Annotated in this window: 21 protein-coding genes and 1 pseudogene; 17 read left to right on the top strand and 5 right to left on the bottom strand. The window is 52.4% G+C overall.

From position 1 onward, the window contains the following. The first annotated feature begins 45 nt into the window (after positions 1–45). Together GHH_RS03005 and GHH_RS03015 are read left to right on the top strand one after the other, a co-directional pair. Positions 46–570 carry a tryptophan transporter gene (locus GHH_RS03005; RefSeq protein ID WP_011230154.1) on the top strand — a complete coding sequence of 175 codons (525 nt, stop codon included), beginning with the start codon at positions 46–48 and terminating at the stop codon, positions 568–570. A 694-nt stretch (positions 571–1,264) separates the two neighbouring features. After that, positions 1,265–1,870: an HTH-type transcriptional regulator Hpr gene (locus tag GHH_RS03015; RefSeq protein WP_201764080.1), complete on the top strand. Its 606-nt coding sequence runs from the start codon at positions 1,265–1,267 to the stop codon at positions 1,868–1,870. On the opposite strand, the gene GHH_RS03020 is transcribed toward GHH_RS03015, so the two are convergent. Beyond that, on the bottom strand, positions 1,863–2,204 hold the full coding sequence (locus GHH_RS03020) for a YhaI family protein (protein ID WP_015374037.1): 342 nt from the start codon (positions 2,202–2,204) through the stop codon (positions 1,863–1,865). The two genes, GHH_RS03015 and GHH_RS03020, sit on opposite strands and share 8 nt — an antisense overlap. Before the next feature lie 191 nt (positions 2,205–2,395). Between GHH_RS03020 and GHH_RS03025 the strand changes: the two genes are divergently transcribed. Then, complete coding sequence (locus GHH_RS03025) at positions 2,396–2,575, top strand: hypothetical protein (protein WP_033006720.1); 180 nt, start codon at positions 2,396–2,398, stop codon at positions 2,573–2,575. 141 nt (positions 2,576–2,716) lie between these two features. Here the strand turns inward: GHH_RS03025 and GHH_RS17845 are convergent, their stop codons facing one another. Next, positions 2,717–2,806: a YjcZ family sporulation protein gene (locus tag GHH_RS17845; RefSeq protein ID WP_021322511.1), complete on the bottom strand. Its 90-nt coding sequence runs from the start codon at positions 2,804–2,806 to the stop codon at positions 2,717–2,719. A 255-nt stretch (positions 2,807–3,061) separates the two neighbouring features. Here GHH_RS17845 and GHH_RS03030 point away from each other — a divergent pair, with 255 nt between their 5' ends. Next, positions 3,062–3,907, top strand: a complete 846-nt coding sequence (locus tag GHH_RS03030) for a peptidylprolyl isomerase (protein WP_015374039.1) — start codon at positions 3,062–3,064, stop codon at positions 3,905–3,907. Positions 3,908–3,983: 76 nt separating this feature from the next. Here GHH_RS03030 and GHH_RS03035 read toward each other — a convergent pair whose 3' ends face one another. Next, the gene (locus tag GHH_RS03035; RefSeq protein ID WP_033024796.1) at positions 3,984–4,406 is read right to left on the bottom strand and encodes an HIT family protein; all 423 of its coding nucleotides are present in this window, start codon (positions 4,404–4,406) and stop codon (positions 3,984–3,986) included. Positions 4,407–4,872: 466 nt separating this feature from the next. Between GHH_RS03035 and GHH_RS03040 the strand changes: the two genes are divergently transcribed. The 8 genes from GHH_RS03040 (at position 4,873) to GHH_RS03075 (ending at position 13,395) form a co-directional block, all read left to right on the top strand. Next, positions 4,873–5,610 carry an ABC transporter ATP-binding protein gene (locus GHH_RS03040; protein WP_015374041.1) on the top strand — a complete coding sequence of 246 codons (738 nt, stop codon included), beginning with the start codon at positions 4,873–4,875 and terminating at the stop codon, positions 5,608–5,610. Next, a complete protein-coding gene (locus GHH_RS03045; RefSeq protein WP_015374042.1) occupies positions 5,607–6,821 on the top strand; it encodes an ABC transporter permease in 1,215 nt (404 codons plus the stop codon). Before GHH_RS03040 ends, GHH_RS03045 begins: the two co-directional genes overlap by 4 nt. A gap of 144 nt (positions 6,822–6,965) precedes the next feature. Further along, positions 6,966–8,366: a hypothetical protein gene (locus GHH_RS03050; protein ID WP_015374043.1), complete on the top strand. Its 1,401-nt coding sequence runs from the start codon at positions 6,966–6,968 to the stop codon at positions 8,364–8,366. Positions 8,367–8,570: 204 nt separating this feature from the next. Next, on the top strand, positions 8,571–9,608 hold the full coding sequence (gene hemE / locus GHH_RS03055; protein WP_015374044.1) for a uroporphyrinogen decarboxylase: 1,038 nt from the start codon (positions 8,571–8,573) through the stop codon (positions 9,606–9,608). 16 nt (positions 9,609–9,624) lie between these two features. Further along, a complete protein-coding gene (gene hemH / locus GHH_RS03060) occupies positions 9,625–10,575 on the top strand; it encodes a ferrochelatase (RefSeq protein WP_014195001.1) in 951 nt (316 codons plus the stop codon). After that, a complete protein-coding gene (gene hemY, locus GHH_RS03065) occupies positions 10,568–12,007 on the top strand; it encodes a protoporphyrinogen oxidase (protein ID WP_014195002.1) in 1,440 nt (479 codons plus the stop codon). Before hemH ends, hemY begins: the two co-directional genes overlap by 8 nt. 318 nt (positions 12,008–12,325) lie before the next feature. Next, the gene (locus tag GHH_RS03070; protein ID WP_011230167.1) at positions 12,326–12,898 is read left to right on the top strand and encodes a TetR/AcrR family transcriptional regulator; all 573 of its coding nucleotides are present in this window, start codon (positions 12,326–12,328) and stop codon (positions 12,896–12,898) included. 158 nt (positions 12,899–13,056) lie between these two features. Next, complete coding sequence (locus GHH_RS03075) at positions 13,057–13,395, top strand: YhgE/Pip family protein (RefSeq protein ID WP_236612583.1); 339 nt, start codon at positions 13,057–13,059, stop codon at positions 13,393–13,395. A 344-nt stretch (positions 13,396–13,739) separates the two neighbouring features. On the opposite strand, the gene yhfH is transcribed toward GHH_RS03075, so the two are convergent. Next, positions 13,740–13,877 (bottom strand): protein YhfH, encoded by a 138-nt coding sequence (gene yhfH, locus GHH_RS17850; RefSeq protein ID WP_013146223.1) that lies wholly within the window; start codon positions 13,875–13,877, stop codon positions 13,740–13,742. Between the two features lie 151 nt (positions 13,878–14,028). Between yhfH and GHH_RS03080 the strand changes: the two genes are divergently transcribed. The 5 genes and pseudogenes from GHH_RS03080 to GHH_RS03100 form a co-directional block, all read left to right on the top strand. Continuing rightward, the gene (locus GHH_RS03080; protein WP_015374046.1) at positions 14,029–14,763 is read left to right on the top strand and encodes an MBL fold metallo-hydrolase; all 735 of its coding nucleotides are present in this window, start codon (positions 14,029–14,031) and stop codon (positions 14,761–14,763) included. A gap of 136 nt (positions 14,764–14,899) precedes the next feature. Then, positions 14,900–16,444 carry a fatty acid--CoA ligase family protein gene (locus GHH_RS03085; RefSeq protein ID WP_015374047.1) on the top strand — a complete coding sequence of 515 codons (1,545 nt, stop codon included), beginning with the start codon at positions 14,900–14,902 and terminating at the stop codon, positions 16,442–16,444. A gap of 127 nt (positions 16,445–16,571) precedes the next feature. Then, positions 16,572–17,579 (top strand): ABC transporter substrate-binding protein, encoded by a 1,008-nt coding sequence (locus tag GHH_RS03090; RefSeq protein ID WP_015374048.1) that lies wholly within the window; start codon positions 16,572–16,574, stop codon positions 17,577–17,579. A gap of 129 nt (positions 17,580–17,708) precedes the next feature. Continuing rightward, entirely contained in the window at positions 17,709–18,701 is a 993-nt protein-coding gene (locus GHH_RS03095; protein WP_011230173.1) for an ABC transporter permease, read from the top strand. Beyond that, positions 18,667–19,233 (top strand): annotated as a pseudogene (locus GHH_RS03100) (ABC transporter ATP-binding protein); the annotation flags it as partial. The gene GHH_RS03095 and the pseudogene GHH_RS03100, both read left to right, overlap by 35 nt. Before the next feature lie 11 nt (positions 19,234–19,244). Here GHH_RS03100 and GHH_RS03105 read toward each other — a convergent pair. Next, positions 19,245–20,378 carry an IS4-like element IS5377 family transposase gene (locus GHH_RS03105; RefSeq protein ID WP_015373890.1) on the bottom strand — a complete coding sequence of 378 codons (1,134 nt, stop codon included), beginning with the start codon at positions 20,376–20,378 and terminating at the stop codon, positions 19,245–19,247. Positions 20,379–20,406: the final 28 nt, after the last annotated feature.

A 20,406-nucleotide genomic window follows, 5' to 3' on the forward strand; every position in this document is an offset into this window, starting at 1 on the left:
TCTCGAGCAAAAGATATAGACGAGGAGAGATGAGGAGAGATGAGCATGAATGTGAGAGCATTAGTATCGATGGCGCTGTTAGTCGGAATCGGAGCCGTGTTGCACGCGGTCATTCCGGGGTTGTTTTTCGGAATGAAGCCGGATATGATGCTGGCGATGATGTTTTTGGCGATTTTGCTTTTTCCGAACGTCAAAGCGGTCGGCCTTGTCGGCGTCGTCACTGGCTTGATCTCAGCCATGACGACGACGTTCCCGGGCGGACAGCTGCCGAATATGATCGATAAGATCATCACCGCCTTTGTCGTGTTTGCCCTAGCGACTTTGATGAAAGCATACAGCCAAACGGTCATTGGGGCTTCAGTGCTGGCGGCAGTCGGCACGGTCATTTCCGGCGGGGTGTTTTTGGCTGCGGCGCTCTTGCTTGTCGGGTTGCCGGGCGGAGCGACGTTTTCGGCGCTGTTTGTCACCATCGTGCTGCCGACAGCGGCGTTGAACGCAGTGGCGATGGCCATCATCTATCCGATCGCATCGTCGATTTTCCGACGGATGAACGTTACAGCGCACGTGTAGACGGCGAAAAACCCGATCATTGCTGGTCGGGTTTTTTGCTATCAAAGAGAGAGTAGGAAAAAAATACTTATGCTCTCAGGCGTGTTGATTAACCATTAAAAACCAGTTGAAATCGCTCTATTATCAGCTTTTCTGCCGTAGTCGGCAAGCGGTTCGCTTGCCGACTGGGCATGCTGTACGCATGCCTTCCTCGAACAATGAACGCTTTGCGGGCAAATGACATTTGCCCGCCGGCGTTCTTGTTCGAGGGAAGAGGCAGAAAAGCTTGTGTTCAGTCAAATGATTCTGTGCTTTTAGTAAAATAATGGATCATCAACACTCGTGTTATGCTCCATTTGTTTTTAACGCGTATTAGACATAGCTGAGAAGCCAAGCGGTGAGCAAGCAAATGAACGCTATTCCAATATAGCGCAAAGTCCGTTCTTTCAGCAATGCTTTCGGCGGGTACGCCCGCGCTTTCCATAAGGCAAAAAATGCGTTTATAAAAAGACAGAAAAATAAAAATCCGCAGATGATAAGCAGCCATTGTATATACACCATGGCATTCTCCTCCTGTATGCGCCAAGCGCCTTATGCTTACTACTATGAATATGCAAAAAAAATCATAAAAATAAATGTTTTTGTCTTTATTCCTTTTTGTTTTATTGATATAATGGAGAATAAAAAATACGGTGAGGGAAGAGTGGGTGGAACGATGAAAGCGACAGAACAGCATTATTCCATCAAAGAGGCGATGTTATTCAGTCAACGAATTGCCCAGTTGAGCAAAGCGTTATGGAAATCGATTGAAAAAGATTGGCAACGTTGGATCAAGCCGTTTGACTTGAACATTAACGAACATCACATTTTGTGGATCGCCTATCACTTCAAGGGAGCCTCGATTTCGGAAATCGCCAAGTTTGGTGTGATGCACGTATCGACGGCGTTCAACTTCTCAAAAAAATTAGAAGAAAAAGGATTGGTTTCGTTTTCCAAAAAGCAGGATGACAAGCGCAATACGTATATTGAGTTGACGGAAAAAGGCGAAGAAGTGTTGATGAAGCTGATGGAGACGTATGACCCGACGAAAAATGCCGTTTTCAATGGGGCGTTGCCGTTGCGCGAGTTGTACGGAAAGTTTCCAGAAATTTTAGAAATGATGTGCATCGTCCGCAACATTTATGGCGATGATTTCATGGAAATTTTTGAGCGGGCGTTTGAAAACATTAAAGAAGATTTTATCGAGCAGGACGGCAAACTTGTCAAGCGAAAGCCGAAAACGGAAGAGCACGAGAAAGAATTGGCCAGCCAGGCTAACTGATGGTGCGAATGAGCGTTTTCAGCTCGGTCATCAGCGGGACAAACATTTGTTGGGCCAAAAGAGCGTCAATTGTCTGTTCCAGCGGAAGGTTCGGATGAAGCATTCCAGCAAACTGCACGAGCAGGGGAGTGAAAATCGTCAACCCTTCCGCTTTTTGCTGTTCGTATTGGTCGGCAAGCTCTTGGCAAAACGCCAAGAAGGCGTCGACTTCTTCTTTGGTCAAATCCGCGCGGATGATGAGGGAATAAAATGGTTTTTTCGTTTCGTCGATCATTTCCATCAGCAGAGACTGGTGAAATTCCAGCTTGGCCACTCGCTTTTCCAACGATTCCATATATCGTGCTCCTTTTGGTGACGAAAATGTGACCGTTTTTACGTATATTTTACCGAATTTGTGCGCATTCACCAATAGAAAAATCGGTTTGTGTCCGGAAAAAGAAAAATGATTGATTTCCCGCCATGAACGATGTAAAGTTAAAGCCATGGGCGGCGTTTGGCGAAGAATCAAAGAGGAGGGGAACAGTTTTGGTGCTTTCTTTCATCCTCCTGGCGGTTGTGGTCTTATTTTTTATCAACCAGCTCACACACTCGCTTTGTGCGCAGCGTGACATCCCGGAGGAGCAGCAGCCGGCGGTTTTTCGCACGATCAATGTCCTGATTACGATTTTATTAATCTCTTCTTACTTTGAAGTGTTGTTTACATAACTTTTCTCTCTTCTAACGGTTGATGCGGGGATTGTTATGTTTTCCTTTTGATGGAGCGAGTTCCATTGTCGTTGCCTCTCCCTTCGTTTCAAGGAAGGCGGCAAAAAAGGGTGCTCCTTTTGCGGGAGCACCCTCTTTCGTTTAGTAGATGACGCAGGCGCAGCCGACAATGATTAGCAAAATAAACAGCACAACAATCAACGCAAAGCCTCCGGAATAAGGTGCGCTCATCGTAACACCCCCTTTCGGCAAGAAGAAGCCTGTCGAGCGCTTCATCCTCATCATATGTATGGCAAGCGTGCATGTTATGGGCGGATGACTAAAGCGGAAAGAGGTTTTTTTTTCGTTGGAAATATGGTATAGTTATTGTCGTGGCTGAAGAGGCGAGCATGTTGTTTCTTGGGCGCGCTTGGGCGCCATTCGATCTGCGCCGCTTGAAAGCGTGGGAACATTCAATCGAAAAAAGATGTAGGAGTTGTGAAGCGAATGAAAAAATGGATGATGGCCGCTGCCGTCGTTTCGCTCATGGCTTTGTCGGCCTGCAGCAACGACGGTTCGGAAGCGATTGTGGAAACGAAAAACGGCAATATTACGAAAGACGAATTTTATAATGAGATGAAAGAGCGCGTCGGCAAATCCGTCCTTCGTGATTTGATTGACGAAAAAGTGTTGAGCAAAAAATACAAGGTAACCGATGAAGAGATCGACCGCGAAATCGAACGAATCAAGGAAGCGTATGGAACGCAATATGATTTGGCCGTGCAGCAGAACGGAGAAAAAGTGATCCGCGAAATGGTCAAGCTCGATTTGCTGCGGACGAAAGCGGCCGTTGAAGACATAAAAGTGACGGAGAAAGAGCTGAAGGAGTATTATGACAACTACAAGCCGAAAATTCGCGCCAGCCATATTTTGGTCAAAGATGAAAAAACAGCAAAAGAAGTAAAGGCGAAGCTTGATAAAGGCGAGGATTTCGCCAAGTTGGCCAAAGAATACTCCCAAGATCCAGGCTCGGCGTCCAACGGCGGCGATTTAGGCTGGTTTGGCCCAGGGAAAATGGTCAAGGAGTTTGAAGAAGCCGCCTATAAGCTGAAAGTCGGCGAAGTGAGCGATCCGGTGAAAACGGATTACGGCTACCATATCATTAAAGTGACGGACAAAGAAAAGAAAAAGTCGTTCAACGAAATGAAAGACGAAATTGCGTTTGAAGTCAAACGGAACAAGCTTGATCCTACGACGATGCAGTCAAAAGTGGACAAACTGGTGAAAGATGCCGGTGTTGAGATCAAAGACAAAGATTTGCAAGATGTAATCGGGCAGCAAGGAAAACAGTAAAAAACGGAAGCAGAACATCCCTGCTTCCGTTTTTTTATTTGTGGGCTTGACCTTTCTGCTGTTCAACAACGGGAGATCAGCCGAGCTGTTCGCGAATGGCGGCCGCGATCGCCTGCAGGTCAGCGGGCGTATAGTCGCTTGCATGCGACTTCCAGACCGCGCCAAACCCATCCCCTTTGCCGTAGCGTGGAATGAGGTGAAGATGGTAATGGAACACTGTCTGCCCCGCTTGCTCGCCATTGTTGTTCAGTAAGTTGAGCCCGACCGGGGAAAATGCTCGCCTGAGTGCATTGGCAATCGTCGGCACTGCGCGAAACAGTTGGCTGGCCGCCTCCGACGTGAGGGTGAAAATGTTTTCCGTATGTACTTTCGGGATGACAAGCGTATGCCCTTTTGTCACTTGGCTGATGTCCAAAAACGCGAGCACATGGTCGTCTTCGTACACTTTCGCCGCGGGCAATTCGCCGTTAATGATTTTGCAAAAAATGCAATCGCTCACTGTGGTCACCCTTTCTTTCCTGTTTTCTTCATTTTACCATAAAAAAACCGGGATGTAATCCCGCAACGCAGGTTACATCCCAGTTGGTGAAAAGGGGAGAGGATGATTCAAGCAAATGTGCGTTTGATGAACACCCCATTTGCAGCAAAAGTTGGTTCGGCGTGAGCGCTTCCTTTGTTCAACGTGACCATCCCCTTTGGACAGGACCGTTGCTTCCCAGCAACGAATGCGATGGTCGCTTCCTAGGAACGTTTACAACGTTTTGCGGCTCACAACGGTGTCTTTGACGAACACCCCATTTCGGATGGATCGTTCATCAACTTTTTGATTCCTCATCCCCTCTTCGCTATTTATCATGCCCGGCTTGAGTGAGTTTATGCAAAAGAACGGTGTGATCTTTTTTTGGTAAGCGAGGCTATCGTTTGGTACAATGGGGACAAAGGCCAGAACGGAAAGGGAGCGGACGATGACGCTTTTAGAAGTGAAGGATCTATCCGGAGGCTACACGGCGCAAAACGTGCTTGAAGACGTGACGTTTGCGGTCGACCGCGGCGAAATGGTCGCCTTGATCGGCCTGAATGGAGCCGGCAAAAGCACGACGATCAAACATATTATCGGCTTGATGGAACCGCGCCGCGGCGCGATTTCCATTAACGGCTATCGGCTTGCGGACGGGCGGGAAACGTATCGAAGGCAGTTTGCTTATATCCCGGAAACGCCGGTGTTGTATGAAGAATTGACGCTTGAGGAACATTTGCGTCTAGCGGCGATGGCGTACGGGTTGAGCGAAGCAGAGTATGAACGCCGCCTTCCGCCGCTGCTTCGCGAGTTTCGATTGGAGCGGCGGCTTTCCTCGTTTCCGGCTCATTTTTCGAAAGGAATGAAGCAAAAAGTCATGATTGTATGCGCCTTTTTGCTTGAACCGCCGCTTTATATCATCGATGAGCCGTTTCTCGGCCTCGATCCGCTTGCCATTCACGCCCTGCTTGAGCGAATGAATGAACAGAAAGAGAAGGGGGCGGGCATTTTGCTGTCGACGCACATTTTAGCGACGGCAGAGCGGTATTGCGACTCATTCGTTATTTTGCACAACGGCCGCGTCAAAGCCAAAGGGACGCTCGATGACATTCGCCGCCAGTTCGGGCTCTGGGGGGCGTCGCTTGATGAACTGTACGTCGAATTGACAAAGGACGATGCGCCATGATTGACGCCCGCCGTCTTTGGAAGCAGCGTTTCCAATTGGAATGGCGAAAACGGATCCGCTACTTGCGCTATATGTTCAACGACCATTTGCTCGTCGGTTTGATCATTGTGCTTGGCGGCATAGCGGTGATGTACGAGCGCTTTGCGGCGGCGCTTCCTGACTCGTTTCCGTATCCGGCTATTGCGGCGGTCGTGTTCGGCTGGGCGGCGGCCGCTGGATCAGTGCGCACCTTGTTCCGCGAGGCGGATGCGGTGTTTTTGTTGCCGGCGGAAGAACGGCTCGGTCCGTATATTCAGCGGGCGTTTTTCGTCTCATGGTTATGGCAGGCGTACGGCCTTTCTTTGCTTTTGCTGTTGGCGGGTCCACTGCATGCTCGCTTTTCCCCGGTGTCATGGCCGCTTTTTTTGTTCGGTCTTTTCTGTTTCAAAGGATGGAGCTTATGGGCCAGTTGGCAAGGAAGCTACATCGCCGATCCGTCTTTTCATCGCTTTGGCGCATTTACCCGTTTCAGCCTAGCGGCGGTGTTCGTTTATTTGGTGCTGGTTGCGGCCCCATGGCCATTTTTCGTCGTTTTGGTCGGTTTGATGGTTGTTCTGTCCATCTGTTTGTCAAGATTGGTCAGAGGTAAAACATGGAAATGGGAACGGATCATCGCGGAAGAACAGCGAGCGGCCACGGCGTTTTACCGGTTGGCCAACTTGTTTACCGACGTTCCGGAATGGCGGGAGGCGGCGAAGCGGCGGCGCTGGCTTGATCCGCTGCTCGCTTTGATACCGTACGACGAGCGGCATGTGTTTTTTCATTTGTATGCCCGCACGTTTTTGCGCGTGGGTGGGTATATTGGCCTGTATGTCCGCCTCACCGCGCTCGGAAGTGTCCTGCTCACTGTAGTTGATCATGAATACGGGCGGGCGGCGATCGCATTTCTGTTTCTTTATGCGACCGCTGTTCAACTGGCCGCGCTGCCTTCCCATCATCGCTATTCCCTATGGCCGCGGCTGTACCCGTTGCCGCAGGCGCAACCGGATGCTGCGGCGGTTCGGTTGCTTTCCATTCTGCTGTTTGGGCAAAATACGGTATTCCATCTCGTCCTGTTGGCTGTTTCCCCGCGCCTTCTTTGGCTCGCCACTTGGCTTGGCGGAAACATATGGGGGCTTTGGACGGCAGGGCGGTACGTGCGCCTGCAGCGTGGGCAGAAAGCCGGACGCTAGCGATGATTGCGCCGGCTTTTTTCTTTTGGCGTGAGACGATGCGAGCTTTCACACCTTTTTTCCCGCTTCATATGCTGTAGTACGCCGGCCTGGGCGCATGTCCACAGGATCGGACTCGAAGTTGGGAAGAAAGGGGAATGGTTCATGGGTGTAGAGCTTGTAGCGCTGCACTGGATTTACTTGCTGTTCATTGTGCTCATCATTGGGTTTATGGTCGCCCGCAAAGATACATCGCTCATTTGCATTGCCGGCATCTTTTTATTGGCGGCGGTCGCTACCCATTCGTTGAGCGCGGCGGTCAGCGGAGTGTTTAACAGCTTTATTTACGCCATTACGGAGCTATTGCCGACGATTTTAGTCATCTCCATTATTGTGGCGATGAGCAAAGTGTTGTCGGCCACCGGCATCAATGATGTCATGGTTTCGCCGTTTGTTCATTTCATTCGTACGCCAGCTTGGGCGTATTGGACGATCGGAATTTTGATGATGATCATTTCTTGGTTTTTCTGGCCGTCCCCAGCTGTTGCTCTCATGGGGGCTGTTCTGTTGCCGGCAGCGGTCCGCGTCGGTCTGCCGGCGTTGGGAGTGGCGATGGCGATGAACTTGTTCGGGCATGGCATTGCGCTTTCCGGCGATTTTATCATCCAAGGGGCGCCGAAATTAACAGCCGATGCCGCCGGGCTGCCGGTCGGCGATGTCATCGCTGCCAGCGTGCCGCTTGTTTTTGTAATGGGAGCCGTCACAACGGTCACGGCGTTTTACTTGCTGCGTCGTGACATGAATCGAGGGCGACTTGCAAGCGGAGAGGCGGAAATGGCTGCAACGGTCGATTCGACGCTGGAGAAAACAGGCCATTTACTGACGGGGCAAACGAAAAAATGGCTCGCGCTGTTGATTCCGATTTTGTTCGCTTTTGATGTCATCGCGATGTTTTATTTGCGATTGCAAGGCGGGGAAGCAACCGCCTTGGTTGGTGGGACGGCGATTTTCATTTTGATTCTCATCTCCGTTCTCGCCCATCGGCAAGAAAGTTTTGCGGAAGTGACCCATTACTTTATTGAAGGGTTTCAGTTCGGGTTTAAAGTGTTCGGCCCTGTTATTCCGATCGCTGCGTTTTTCTATCTTGGCGATGCGGGGTTTGTGAAAATCATCGGCGACTATTTGCCGCAGGCATCGCAAGGCATTGTCAACGATTTAGGGGCTGCCTTGGCTCACGCGGTGCCGCTGAACAATGAGGTGGGGGCGGTTACGCTCACAATCGTCGGGGCCATTACTGGTCTTGACGGTTCCGGATTTTCCGGCATCTCGCTCGCCGGCTCGGTTGCTCATTTGTTTTCTGTAGCGATTGGCGGCGGAGCGGCGACGTTGACGGCGCTCGGCCAAATCGCCGCCATTTGGGTCGGCGGCGGCACGCTCGTTCCGTGGGCGCTCATTCCAGCGGCAGCGATCTGCGGGGTTGACCCGTTTGAGCTGGCGCGCCGCAACCTCATTCCTGTTGCTGTCGGCTTGGTGGTTACGACCGTTGTCGCCATGTTTCTCATCTGAACAGAAAGCTGTCCCGTGCGGCCGGGGCAGCTTTTTTGCTATAATGGGCATGAACTGAAAAATCGGTCGATTTTTTGACAGTTCGCCTTCTTCTCTATACATTGGGTACGGAAAGCTGTATAGTGAAAGGGAGATAGGCAATGTTTGAAGGCAAGAAAAGGCGAAATCGTTGACGGGATTGTGAGGACAGAAAGGCGGATGGAGATGGCAAGACAGATCAACGATACATTTTTGCGCGCCTGCCGCGGCGAACAAACGCCGTACGTGCCGGTTTGGTATATGCGGCAAGCCGGACGGTCGCAGCCGGAGTATCGGGCGCTGAAAGAAAAATATTCGCTGTTTGACATTACGCATCAACCGGAGCTTTGCGCGTACGTCACGAGACTTCCAGTTGAGCAATATGGCGTCGATGCCGCCATTTTATATAAAGACATTATGACACCGCTGCCGGCCATTGGCGTGGACGTCGAGATTCAGGGCGGCGTCGGGCCAGTGATCGCGAATTCGATTCGCTCGCTTCAAGACGTCGAGCGGCTCGGGGAGATTGATCCAGAACATGATGTGCCGTATGTGTTTGAAACGATCCGGCTCCTTGTCAACGAACAGTTGGATGTGCCGCTCATCGGGTTTGCCGGGGCGCCGTTTACGTTGGCGAGCTACATGATTGAAGGCGGTCCGTCAAAAAATTATCATAAGACGAAAGCGTTCATGTATGCTGAACCGAAAGCGTGGTTCGCCTTAATGGACAAGCTCGCTGAGATGACGATCCGTTATGTGCGGGCGCAAATTCGGGCAGGGGCAAGCGCTGTGCAAATTTTTGATTCTTGGGTTGGCGCCGTCAATGCTGACGATTACCGGACGTTTATCAAGCCGGCGATGGCGCGCATTTTTGCCGCTTTGCGGGAAGAAGGGGCTCCGCTCATTATGTTTGGCGTCGGCGCCAGTCACTTAGTGCATGAGTGGAACGACTTGCCGCTTGATGTCATCGGCCTTGACTGGCGGCTGTCGATTCGCGAAGCGCGCCGCCAAGGCATTGTCAAAGCGATTCAAGGCAACTTGGATCCGGCGGTGCTTCTTGCGCCGTGGGACGTGATCGAAGAACGGGTGAAGCGCATTTTGGACGAAGGGATGGAACGGCCGGGCTACATCTTCAACTTAGGCCACGGCATTTTTCCGGATGTTCAGCCGGCGACACTGAAGCGTCTGACCGCTTTTATCCACGAATATACGTCAACGAACTAAACGAGGGGGTGGCACAATGGTGAAAAAAACAGTGGGGCTGCTCGTGATGGCGTACGGAACGCCGTACCGGGAAGATGATATTGAACGGTATTATACGCACATTCGCCATGGGCGCAAGCCGCCGCAGGAACAAATCGAGGATTTAAAAGCGCGCTATCGGGCGATCGGCGGGTTGTCGCCCCTTGCGAAAATTACGGAAGAGCAGGCGAAACGGCTCGAGGAGCGGCTGAACGAAGTGCAAGATGAAGTCGAGTTTCGCATGTATTTAGGGCTCAAACATATTGAGCCGTTCATTGAGGATGCCGTCGAGCGCATGCATGATGACGGCATCAAAGAAGCGGTTGGGATCGTCCTAGCCCCTCATTATTCCACATTCAGCATTCGCTCGTACAATGAGCGGGCGAAAGCGGCAGCGGAAAAGCTCGGCGGACCGACCATTTACACGATTGATCAATGGTATGACGAGCCGAAGTTTTTGCAATATTGGGCAGAACAAGTGCGGGCGATTTTTGCCGCCATGCCGGAACGTGAGCGGGAGCGAGCTGTGCTGATCGTATCCGCACATAGTTTGCCGGAAAAAATTATTCAAGCCGGTGACCCGTATCCAACGCAGCTCGAAGATACAGCGAAACGAATTGCTGATCAAGCCGGCGTCGCCCACTATGCCGTCGGCTGGCAAAGCGCCGGTCAGACGCCGGAACCATGGCTTGGGCCGGACGTGCAAGACTTGACGCGCCAGCTTTACGAAGAGCGCGGCTATACGTCGTTCGTTTACGCGCCGGTCGGTTTTGTCGCCGACCATTTGGAAGTGTTGTATGACAACGACATTGAGTGCAAACAGGTGACGGAAGAGATCGGCGCCCGCTATTACCGACCGGAGATGCCCAACACGAATCCATTGTTTATTGATGCATTGGCGTCGGTTGTGTTAAAGCGGTGGGCGGAAGAAGGCGATCGACATGAATGAAGGGCAACGGACGGTCGTCATCATCGGCGGTGGCATTACCGGCTTGACGGCTGCTTACTACTTGCAAAAAGCGATTCGAGAGCAACGCCTCCCACTTGCATGCAAACTTGTCGAGGCGACGCACCGGCTCGGCGGAAAAGTGCAGACGGTCGTCCGCGACGGTTTTGTCATTGAACGCGGTCCAGACTCGTTTTTGGCGCGGAAAACGAGCGCGTTTCGCCTTGTGAAGGAAGTCGGCCTTGAACATGAGATCGTTCATAACGCGACCGGAACATCGTACATTTTGGTCAACGGCAAACTCTATCCCATTCCGGGCGGAGCGGTGATGGGCATTCCGACGCGCATCGCCCCGTTTTTAACGACCGGACTGTTTTCCCCGGCCGGCAAGCTGCGGGCGGCGCTTGACTTTGTGCTGCCGCCGGTGAAAGTCGATGGTGATATGCCGCTTGGCCGCTTCTTCCGCCGCCGCCTCGGCGATGAGGTGGTGGACAATCTCATCGAACCGCTACTTTCCGGCATTTACGCCGGCGACATTGATGAGATGAGCCTAATGGCGACGTTTCCACAGTTTTTTCAGCTTGAGCAAAAATACGGAAGCCTTGTCCGTGGAGCGAGACGAACGACGCCGAAAGAGCAAAAAGAGCGGAAAGGGGCGTTCCAGACGTTAAAAACGGGCTTGCAGTCGCTCGTTGATGAAGTGGAAAAACGGCTTGAGCCGGGCAGCGTCATCAAAGGGGTGCGTGTCGAGCGGATCGTTCGCACCGATTCGGCGTATCGGCTGCAACTGAGCACAGGAGAGGTGTGGGGGGCAGACGGCATCATCGTGACAACGCCGCATCATGTTGTGCCCGACATGTTCGCTGACTATCCGTTTTTCGCCCCGTTCCGTTCAGTGCCGCTGACGTCGGTGGCGACGGTGGCGCTCGCATTTCCGGAGGAGGCGATCCGCCAAGACATTGACGGCACCGGGTTTGTCGTTTCGCGCCGCAGCGATTACACGATGACAGCGTGCACATGGACGCATAAAAAATGGCCGCACACCGCGCCGCCTGGCAAGGCGCTCTTGCGTTGCTACGTCGGGCGCCCGGGCGATGAGGAGATCGTCGACCAACCTGATGATGAGATCGTCCGTGTTGTATTGGATGATTTAAATAAAGTGATGAACATCGCCGGCCAACCGGAGTTCGCCGTCATCTCGCGCTGGAAGCGGGCCATGCCGCAATACACGGTCGGGCACCGCGAGCGGCTGGCGAAGATTAAGGAGCAGATGGCGTCCGAGTTGCCGGGGGTGTTTTTGGCCGGCAGCTCATACGAAGGGCTCGGATTGCCGGATTGCATTGACCAAGGCGAAAAAGCGGTGCGTGACGTGCTTCTGTATTTGCAGCAAGCGCCAGTTCAACAGACGTCCGATCTGTACAGCAGCGTCCGTTAACCAACGGTTTTCCAACGCCCTGGTCCGTTCGCCGCTCACATTTGGACGTCGGTGCGGCCGCCCGCCGTTTGAAGCGAAAAGCAGCGGATGGCTGTTTGTCTCTTTTGGTTCGTGGAAGTGGTTTCCGCTGCAAAAGGGATGTGAAAAGAACGTGGGAGAAGCTTCAACGGCGCTTCTACCCATTTGCTTGGAAAGGATGAGGGAGCAGGAAGAAATTCCGTCCCCAATGCGACGGCCCTTTACATCCATGTTGTTTGATAGTATAATGGATACGGATTGACCAAATTGTTCATTTAGTCAGTTTGAAGGATGAGGAGTATGGCAAGCGACCGCAAACGGCAAATCATCGAAGCGGCGGCCCAATCGTTTGCTGCCTTTGGCTACAAGGCGACGACGATGGAGCAGATCGCCAAGCTCGCCAACGTCGGCAAGGGGACGATCTATACGTTTTTTAAAAGCAAAGAGGAACTGCTTGATGAAATCGTCTCCGGATTGATTATGGAAATCAAGGCGGAAGCGGAGCTGGCGATGGACTCGTCGCTGCCGTTTTCCGAAAACGTCCACCGCGCCTTGTACCGCATTTTGGAATTTCGCCAGCGCCATCAGCTGACGGCGAAGCTGCTTCAAGAAGTGCGCAATATCGGTACGGCGGCGGTGCAAGAAGTGCTTGCCAAACTGGACCGGGCAATGGTCGAGTTCATTCGGCAAAAAATTGATGCGGCGGTGGAAAAAGGGGAGATTCGTCCGTGCAATTCGGAAATTACGGCATTTTTGATGCTCAAGACGTACATCGCCTTGATCGTCGATTGGGAAAAAGATCATGAACCGTTGACAAAAGAACAAATTGCTGAATTGTTTACGCTCTATTTTTTGCAAGGATTGTCGAGATAGATGATCCTCTTTTTTTGTTGGAAATTGACCATGCGGACAATTTGGTCATCTGTACAAAGGAGGGAGCGCCATATGCTGCGAAAAGAGCTGCGGGCCATCGTGCTCCGCCCGAATTTGCTTGGCATTTGTTCACTTGGATCATCAGCATAACATTTATGATGATTGTTCAATTCCTTGTCACCGTGTTTGACAACCCGGGCCGGTTTCTTGCCATTTTGCTATTGATTGCCCAGCTGGTCGGAAGCGCCGGCACGTATCCGATTGAGCTCGTTCCGGGTGCGTTGCAGTCGCTTCATCCGTGGCTGCCGATGACCCATGCGATCCGTGGGTTGCGAGCCGTCATTTCAAGCGGCGATTTCTTGGTCATGTGGAAGGAAGCTGCGATATTGCTTGCGACAGCCGCGGTCTTTGCCTTGGCGACGCTCGTGTATTTTCTCCTTCGGTATCGCCGCCGTTATGCGGTATGGAGGGAAACGGAAACAGCAGCTCAAACGTGATGACTGGCTGCGCTGCCGGCTGGCGCAAAAGCAGCCATTTCTCCGACATGCAAATGAGCAATGCGAAATGAGAATGAAGGAAAGGCGTCCCTCTCATCTTTTTGGGGCGCCTTCTTCTTTTCACATGAATCAAACCATCAACCGGGAATCAATGAGAGAACAACCATTGCTGTGATTGGGGCGGGTGGCTGCTGTTCAAACATGGGGTGATGAGGGTGACGGCCGAAAATGAAAAAACTGCCTCTCAACCAGAGGCAGTCAAAAGAAAAGGCAGGCTGCATTAGGGAACAGCCAAACGCCGGCGGGGCAGCCGACGTCGTGACGCAAGAAGGTATTCCGCTTACCTAGTGGCGGTAAGCGGCGCCAAGGCAATCAGAACATGTGTTGCCGTAGCATTCATGCTGCTCGTCAATCTCTTTGCCGCAGTGCGTACATTTTTTAGGTGGCAAGTTTCTGAAAAATTCCAACACTTTCATCAACATTCCGATCCCCTCCGTTGTCTTGGTAATTTTATTGTATTATAACACATAACAAAATGTCAATATGTGTTTTAAAACAAAAATCAACAAAGATGAAAAAATAGGCGCGGTTGTGTATGATGAAGACAAAACGAATGGAAGGAGAGAACCGAAAATGAAAGTGACGGTCATCGGCTATTGGGGAGGGTTCCCGGCCGCCAATGAAGCGACATCGGCGTATTTGTTCGAGCATGACGGATTTTGCCTGCTCGTTGATTGCGGCAGCGGGGCGCTTGCCAAGCTGCAAAACTATACGGCTGTGGAAAACTTAGATGCGGTCATCATCTCCCATTACCATTACGACCATATCGCCGACATCGGCCCGCTCCAATACGCGCGTCTCATTCATAAAAATTTGGGAGCTGACCTTCCCGTCTTGCCGATTTACGGCCATGTGGAAGACGAGGCGGCGTTTTCCCGCTTGACGCACAGCGGCATTACGGAAGGAATTGCCTATGACCCGAATGGGACGCTGGCTGTTGGACCGTTTTCGATCACATTTATGAAAACAGTCCATCCGGTGCCATGCTACGCGATGCGCATTACTGCCGGCGGCAAGACGGTTGTTTATACGGCCGATTCAAGCTATATACCGGAGTTTCTTCCGTTTGCCAAAGGAGCCGACTTGCTCATTTGCGAGTGCAACTTTTACGCTGGGCAAAACGCGGCGCCGGCTGGGCATATGACGAGCGAGGAGGCGGCGGCCATCGCAGAGGGAGCACGTGTCGGAGAATTATGGTTGACGCATTTGCCACACGTTGGCCGGCACGAGCAGCTGGTTGAGGAGGCTGGCCGGACGTTCCGCGGTGTCATCCGCCTCGCCCGCACCGGCCTAACATGGGCGCAATAGGCCAAAATAAGAGAGAGCAGCAAAGGAAACGCTTTCCCTTGCCCTTTGCTGTTCTTTTTTTTATAATGGATATAGTTCGAATTTTTTTATTTATAAAATGAATGGTCATTCATTCATTTTGGGGGGAGGAGCGTATATGAACGTCACGGCGCGGTTGGCGCAAATCGCGAAGCAGTTGCCGGACAAGGAAGCGTATGTGTTTAGGGAAGAGCGGTGCACGTATCAACAATTGGATGAAGCCATTTCCCGATTTGCCGACGGATTGGCGCGGCTTGGCATTCGCCGAGGCGACCATATTGCCTTGTTGCTTGGCAATTCGCCGCAGTTCGTCATCGGCTTGTACGGGGCGCTGCGGCTTGGGGCGACCGTCATTCCGATCAATCCCATCTACACGCCCGAGGAAATTTCTTATATTTTGCACAACGGCGACGTCAAGGCGGTGATCGGCCTTGACTTGCTCGCTCCGTTGTTTGTGGAGGCGAAGAAGCGGCTTCCGCTGCTCGAGCATGCGATCGTTTGTGAAACACCGGAAGGGAAGGAAAAAGGCATTTCCCTGTCGGAAGGAATGAAATCGTTTGCAGAAGTGTTGGCGGACGGCAGCCGGGATTTTACCGGCCCTGAACTGGGTGATGACGATGTCGCCGTCATTTTGTACACATCGGGGACGACCGGCAAGCCGAAAGGGGCGATGCTCACTCATCAAAACATATACAGCAATGCGCAAGATACGGCTGATTATTTAGGCATCAATGAAAACGATCGCGTCATTGCCGCCTTGCCGATGTTTCATGTGTTTTGCTTGACCGTGGCGCTCAACGCCCCATTAATGAACGGCGGAACGGTGCTCATTATGCCAAAGTTCAGCCCGGCGAAGTTGTTTCAGCTAGCTCGCGAGGAAAAGGCGACGATTTTTGCCGGCGTGCCGACGATGTACAATTTCCTTTATCAATATGAAGGTGGAAGTGCGGACGATTTGCGGACGCTCCGCCTTTGCATCTCAGGAGGCGCTTCGATGCCGGTCGCCTTGCTTAAAAACTTTGAGAAAAAGTTCAACGTCATTATTTCGGAAGGGTACGGGCTTTCGGAGGCATCCCCTGTCACCTGCTTCAATCCTCTCGACCGGCCGCGCAAACCCGGCTCGATTGGAACAAGCATTAAGAATGTTGAAAATAAAGTCGTAAACGAATATGGAGAAGAAGTGCCCATCGGTGAGGTTGGCGAGCTTGTCGTCCGGGGGCCGAACGTCATGAAAGGGTACTACAAAATGCCGGAAGAAACGGCGGCCGCCTTGCGCGACGGCTGGCTGCACACCGGCGATTTGGCGCGCATGGACGAGGACGGTTATTTCTATATCGTCGACCGAAAGAAAGAGATGATTATCGTCGGCGGCTACAACGTGTATCCGCGCGAAGTCGAAGAAGTGCTGTACAGCCATCCAGATGTCGTGGAAGCTGCGGTGATCGGCGTGCCGGATCCAGACTACGGAGAGGCCGTGCGGGCGTATGTCGTCGCGAAAAATCCGGAATTGACGGAGGAAGAGCTCATTGCTTACTGCCGTGAGCGGTTGGCAAAATATAAAGTGCCGAGCGCGATTGACTTTTTGGACGAGCTGCCGAAAAATGCGACAGGGAAAATTTTGCGAAGAGCGTTAAAAGAGCGGCTCGTGTCTTCCCACGCTTGATGGTGCTGAATTTTCAGCACCTTTTCTTTTTTTTGAATATTATATTGAAAACAAGTAGAGAAATTTATATAATTTAACACATAAAAGTTTAAAAGGAATAAACTTTTCTACATAGGGGGATGGGATCGTGGGTCAATCGATTCGGCAGTTCGCCGCGGTGTGTGCGGCCAGCTTTTTGTTGCTTGGCGGCTGCGGCGGCGCGAAAGAGACGGGAAGCAGCCAGGGGAGCGGCGGGAAGAGTGGGAGCGAAAAGACTTACAAAATCGGCGTGACGCAAATTGTCGAGCATCCATCGCTCGATGCGGCGCGCAAAGGATTCCAGCAGGCGTTAAAAGACAAAGGGCTGTCCGTTGAGTATGACGTGCAAATCGCCCAAGGCGACCAAAGCAACAACCAAACGATCGCCAATAATTTTGTTTCGGACGGCGTCGACTTGATTTTTGCCAACTCAACGCCAAGCGCGCAGGCGGCGCTCAATGCGACAAAAGACATTCCGATCGTGTTCACTTCGGTGACTGACCCAGTCGGCGCGCAGCTTGTTCAATCAATGGAAAAACCGGGCGGCAATGTGACGGGGACGACCGATACGCACCCGGATGCGATCCCGAAAACGGTGCAGTTTATTGACAAATATATCAAAGGCAACCGTGTCGGCATGGTATATAACGCCGGCGAACAAAACTCCGTCGCTCAAATCGAACAGGTGAAAAAGGCGATGCAAGGAACGGACTTGCAAATCGTTCCTGCATCAGTATCGACATCAGCAGAGGTGAAGCAGGCGACCGAGTCGCTCGTCGGCAAAGTCGATTGTCTGTACATCATCACCGACAACACGGTCGTCTCGGCGCTCGAGTCGGTGATCCAGGTGGCGAATGAGCACGACATTCCGCTTTTTGTCGGTGAACTGGATTCCGTCAAGCGCGGCGGTTTTGCGGCGTACGGGTTCGACTATTATGACATCGGCTACGAAGCGGGGGAAATGGCGGCGCAAATTTTGCAAGACGGCAAAAAGCCAGCCGATTTGCCGGTGCAATATCCACAAAAATTGAAGCTTGTCATCAATAAAAAAGCAGCGCAAGAAATGGGCATCAAGCTCAATCCGGAATGGGATTCCATTGCGGAATATATTGAATAAGCGGCCGTCCCTCCTTCGATGAAGGAGGGGGGCCAAAAAAGTAGGGAAAAGTGCGTTTTGGCACTCAACGTGTCACATGCGCCTTTGGTGTGTTTCCGAAAAGGTAGGTGAAAAGTTGTGTGGACAGCGATGTTCAGTTCCGTCGAAGCCGGCTTGATTTACGCCGTGATGGCGCTCGGCGTCTATTTATCGTTTCGCATTTTGGATTTTCCCGATCTGACGGTTGACGGCAGCTTCGTCACCGGCGCGTCCGTCGCCGCCGTGCTGATTGTCAATGGAGCCAATCCGTTTGCCGCCTCAGCCGCGGCGCTTTTGGCCGGCTTTGCCGCCGGGGTGTTGACTGGGCTTTTGCATACGAAAGGGAAAATCAATCCACTGTTATCCGGCATTTTAATGATGATCGCTTTGTATTCGGTCAATTTGCGCATTATGGGCAAATCGAACGTTCCGCTGTTGCAGCAGGAAACGGTCATCACAAAAATCACAGCCGCCTGGCGGCAAGCCGGATTGGATGCGGCGCTCAACCGACTCGTTTCCTTCACCGGTTTTGCGCCGCGGACATGGGCGGTGCTTGTGTCAATGGCGATTGTCGCGCTAATGGTCAAAGGGCTGTTGGATTGGCTGCTGAAAACAGAAGTGGGGATCGCCTTGCGGGCAACTGGAGACAACAAGCCGATGGTGGCGAGCTTTTCCGCCAACACCGATTGGTTGATCGTGTTTGGCCTTGGGCTGTCGAACGCGCTCGTGGCGCTTTCCGGAGCGCTCGTCGCCCAGTACGGCGGATTCAGCGACGTCGGGATGGGAATCGGGATGATCGTCATTGGGCTCGCTTCCGTCATCATCGGGGAGGCGTTGTTTGGCGCCCGTTCGGTCGCACGCGCGACGTGGGCGGTCATCGGCGGCGCCATCGTCTACCGTCTTATTTTGGCGCTCGCTTTGCGCGTCGAGTTTTTGGAGACGGGCGATGTGAAATTGATTACCGCGCTCATTGTCATGCTGGCGCTCGTCGTGCCCAACACGTTGGCGGCGCAAAAAGAACGGCAGCGGAAAAAGCGGAGGGTGCGGCAGTTGGAGAGGGGGGAAACCGTTGCTGGAGCTGAAACGAATTACAAAAGTGTTTAACGAAGGAACGGCTGACGAGAAAATCGCTTTGCGCGGCATTGATCTGACGCTTGCCCCCGGCGATTTCGTCACCGTCATCGGCAGCAACGGCGCCGGCAAGTCTACGCTCATGAACATCATTTCCGGACGGCTGTCTCCTGATACCGGCGAAGTGTGGATCAACGGCTGCGATGTAACCGCGCTCAAGGAGCATGCGCGCGCCCGCTACATCGGCCGCGTCTTTCAAGACCCGATGGCCGGCACCGCCCCGCATATGACGATTGAGGAAAATTTGGCGCTCGCCTACAACCGGACGAAGCGGCGCACGTTAAGTCTTGGCGTCACGAAGCAAAAGCGCGAGTGGTTTCGGGAAACGCTGCGAACGCTTCATTTAGGGCTTGAAGACCGGCTCGCCGCCAAAGTCGGACTTCTTTCCGGCGGGGAGCGGCAGGCGCTTTCCTTGTTGATGGCGACGTTTACAAAACCGGATGTGCTGTTGCTCGATGAACATACCGCCGCCCTTGATCCGGCGCGGGCGGAGTTGGTCACGGACACGAGTGTTGATTATCCAAAATTAGACATACGCCTTCCATAAATTTGGGCATACTCAAACAAAGCAGCGGCCATCCCGGATTTCCAATCGAGAGGAAGCTGCCCAGAGAAAAAACGGCGAACGAACGAAATGAAGGAAAGAGAGACGTTCGTCTGTTTTTTGGTTTGATCATACAGCCATCGCAGCAACACATACGCGATGAACGCCGCAAACAGTTGGTTGTATACCGCATTTTCCGTCGTGCCAAACAAGGTCGGGACATTCAGATATTGCTTCACCCAACGGAAAAAGACCTCAACAGTCCAACGTTGTTGGTACATGTCGGCAATGGTTTCCGCAGACGCATGGAAGAGGTTCGTCACGACCCGAATGTCGCGGCCATTCGCATCTCGAAAGATCACCACCCGGTGACGCTTGGTGGAGCGGTATTGTTTCGTTCCCAACTGGCACGTGAAGTCGGCTTGAACCGATGAAGATGTGCTGGAAAGGCGTTTCAAGCTTTTTTTCTGATGAAGTTCGATGTTGTCCTTCATCCGAATGACAAAGAGCTGATGCTGCTCCACAAATCGATCGAGGCGTTCGATTTTGAAATACGCCCGGTCTTCCACCAGCACTTGTTGAGCGTTCGTCAACTGTTCTCCCACCGGGCCATCGTGACGCAGTCCGATGGTTTCCACCACGTCTGCCGGCAACGAGGATTCCGGCGAATACGCGACGTGCAGCTTCACTCCGGCGCGTTCGCCGTGATACGGCGCCCATGGCAGGCGGTTTTTCCCGACCGTGACGGTCGTCGAATCCACCACCCGAAGCGGTTTGGGAAACCGAAGCGAACGGCGGGTTTGGCGGTTGCACTTGGAAATGATCAACGCCAACAAGCGTTTCATGATGTCATAGGGAACTTCTTTCGCTTTCTTGGATACAGTTGAATAATGGAATCGCGGCAATCCATACAGAGGCCCCACATCGGCTCCGTGGCGAAAGCTTTTCCATTGATGCATGGCGGCCAGCAGGAAGAAGTGAATCAACTCGCGCAACGTAAAGGTTCGAGACGAATCACGATACCCAACCGCTTCGGCAATCAGTTGAATCTCTTCATCCGAAACAAGTTTTTGCATCAAATTCGGGAGTGTGGTATGCTTGTTCATAGAGAGCACCTCCTGGGTTTGTTTGTGT

The organism is Geobacillus sp. GHH01 (assembly GCF_000336445.1).
Classification (GTDB): domain Bacteria; phylum Bacillota; class Bacilli; order Bacillales; family Anoxybacillaceae; genus Geobacillus; species Geobacillus zalihae.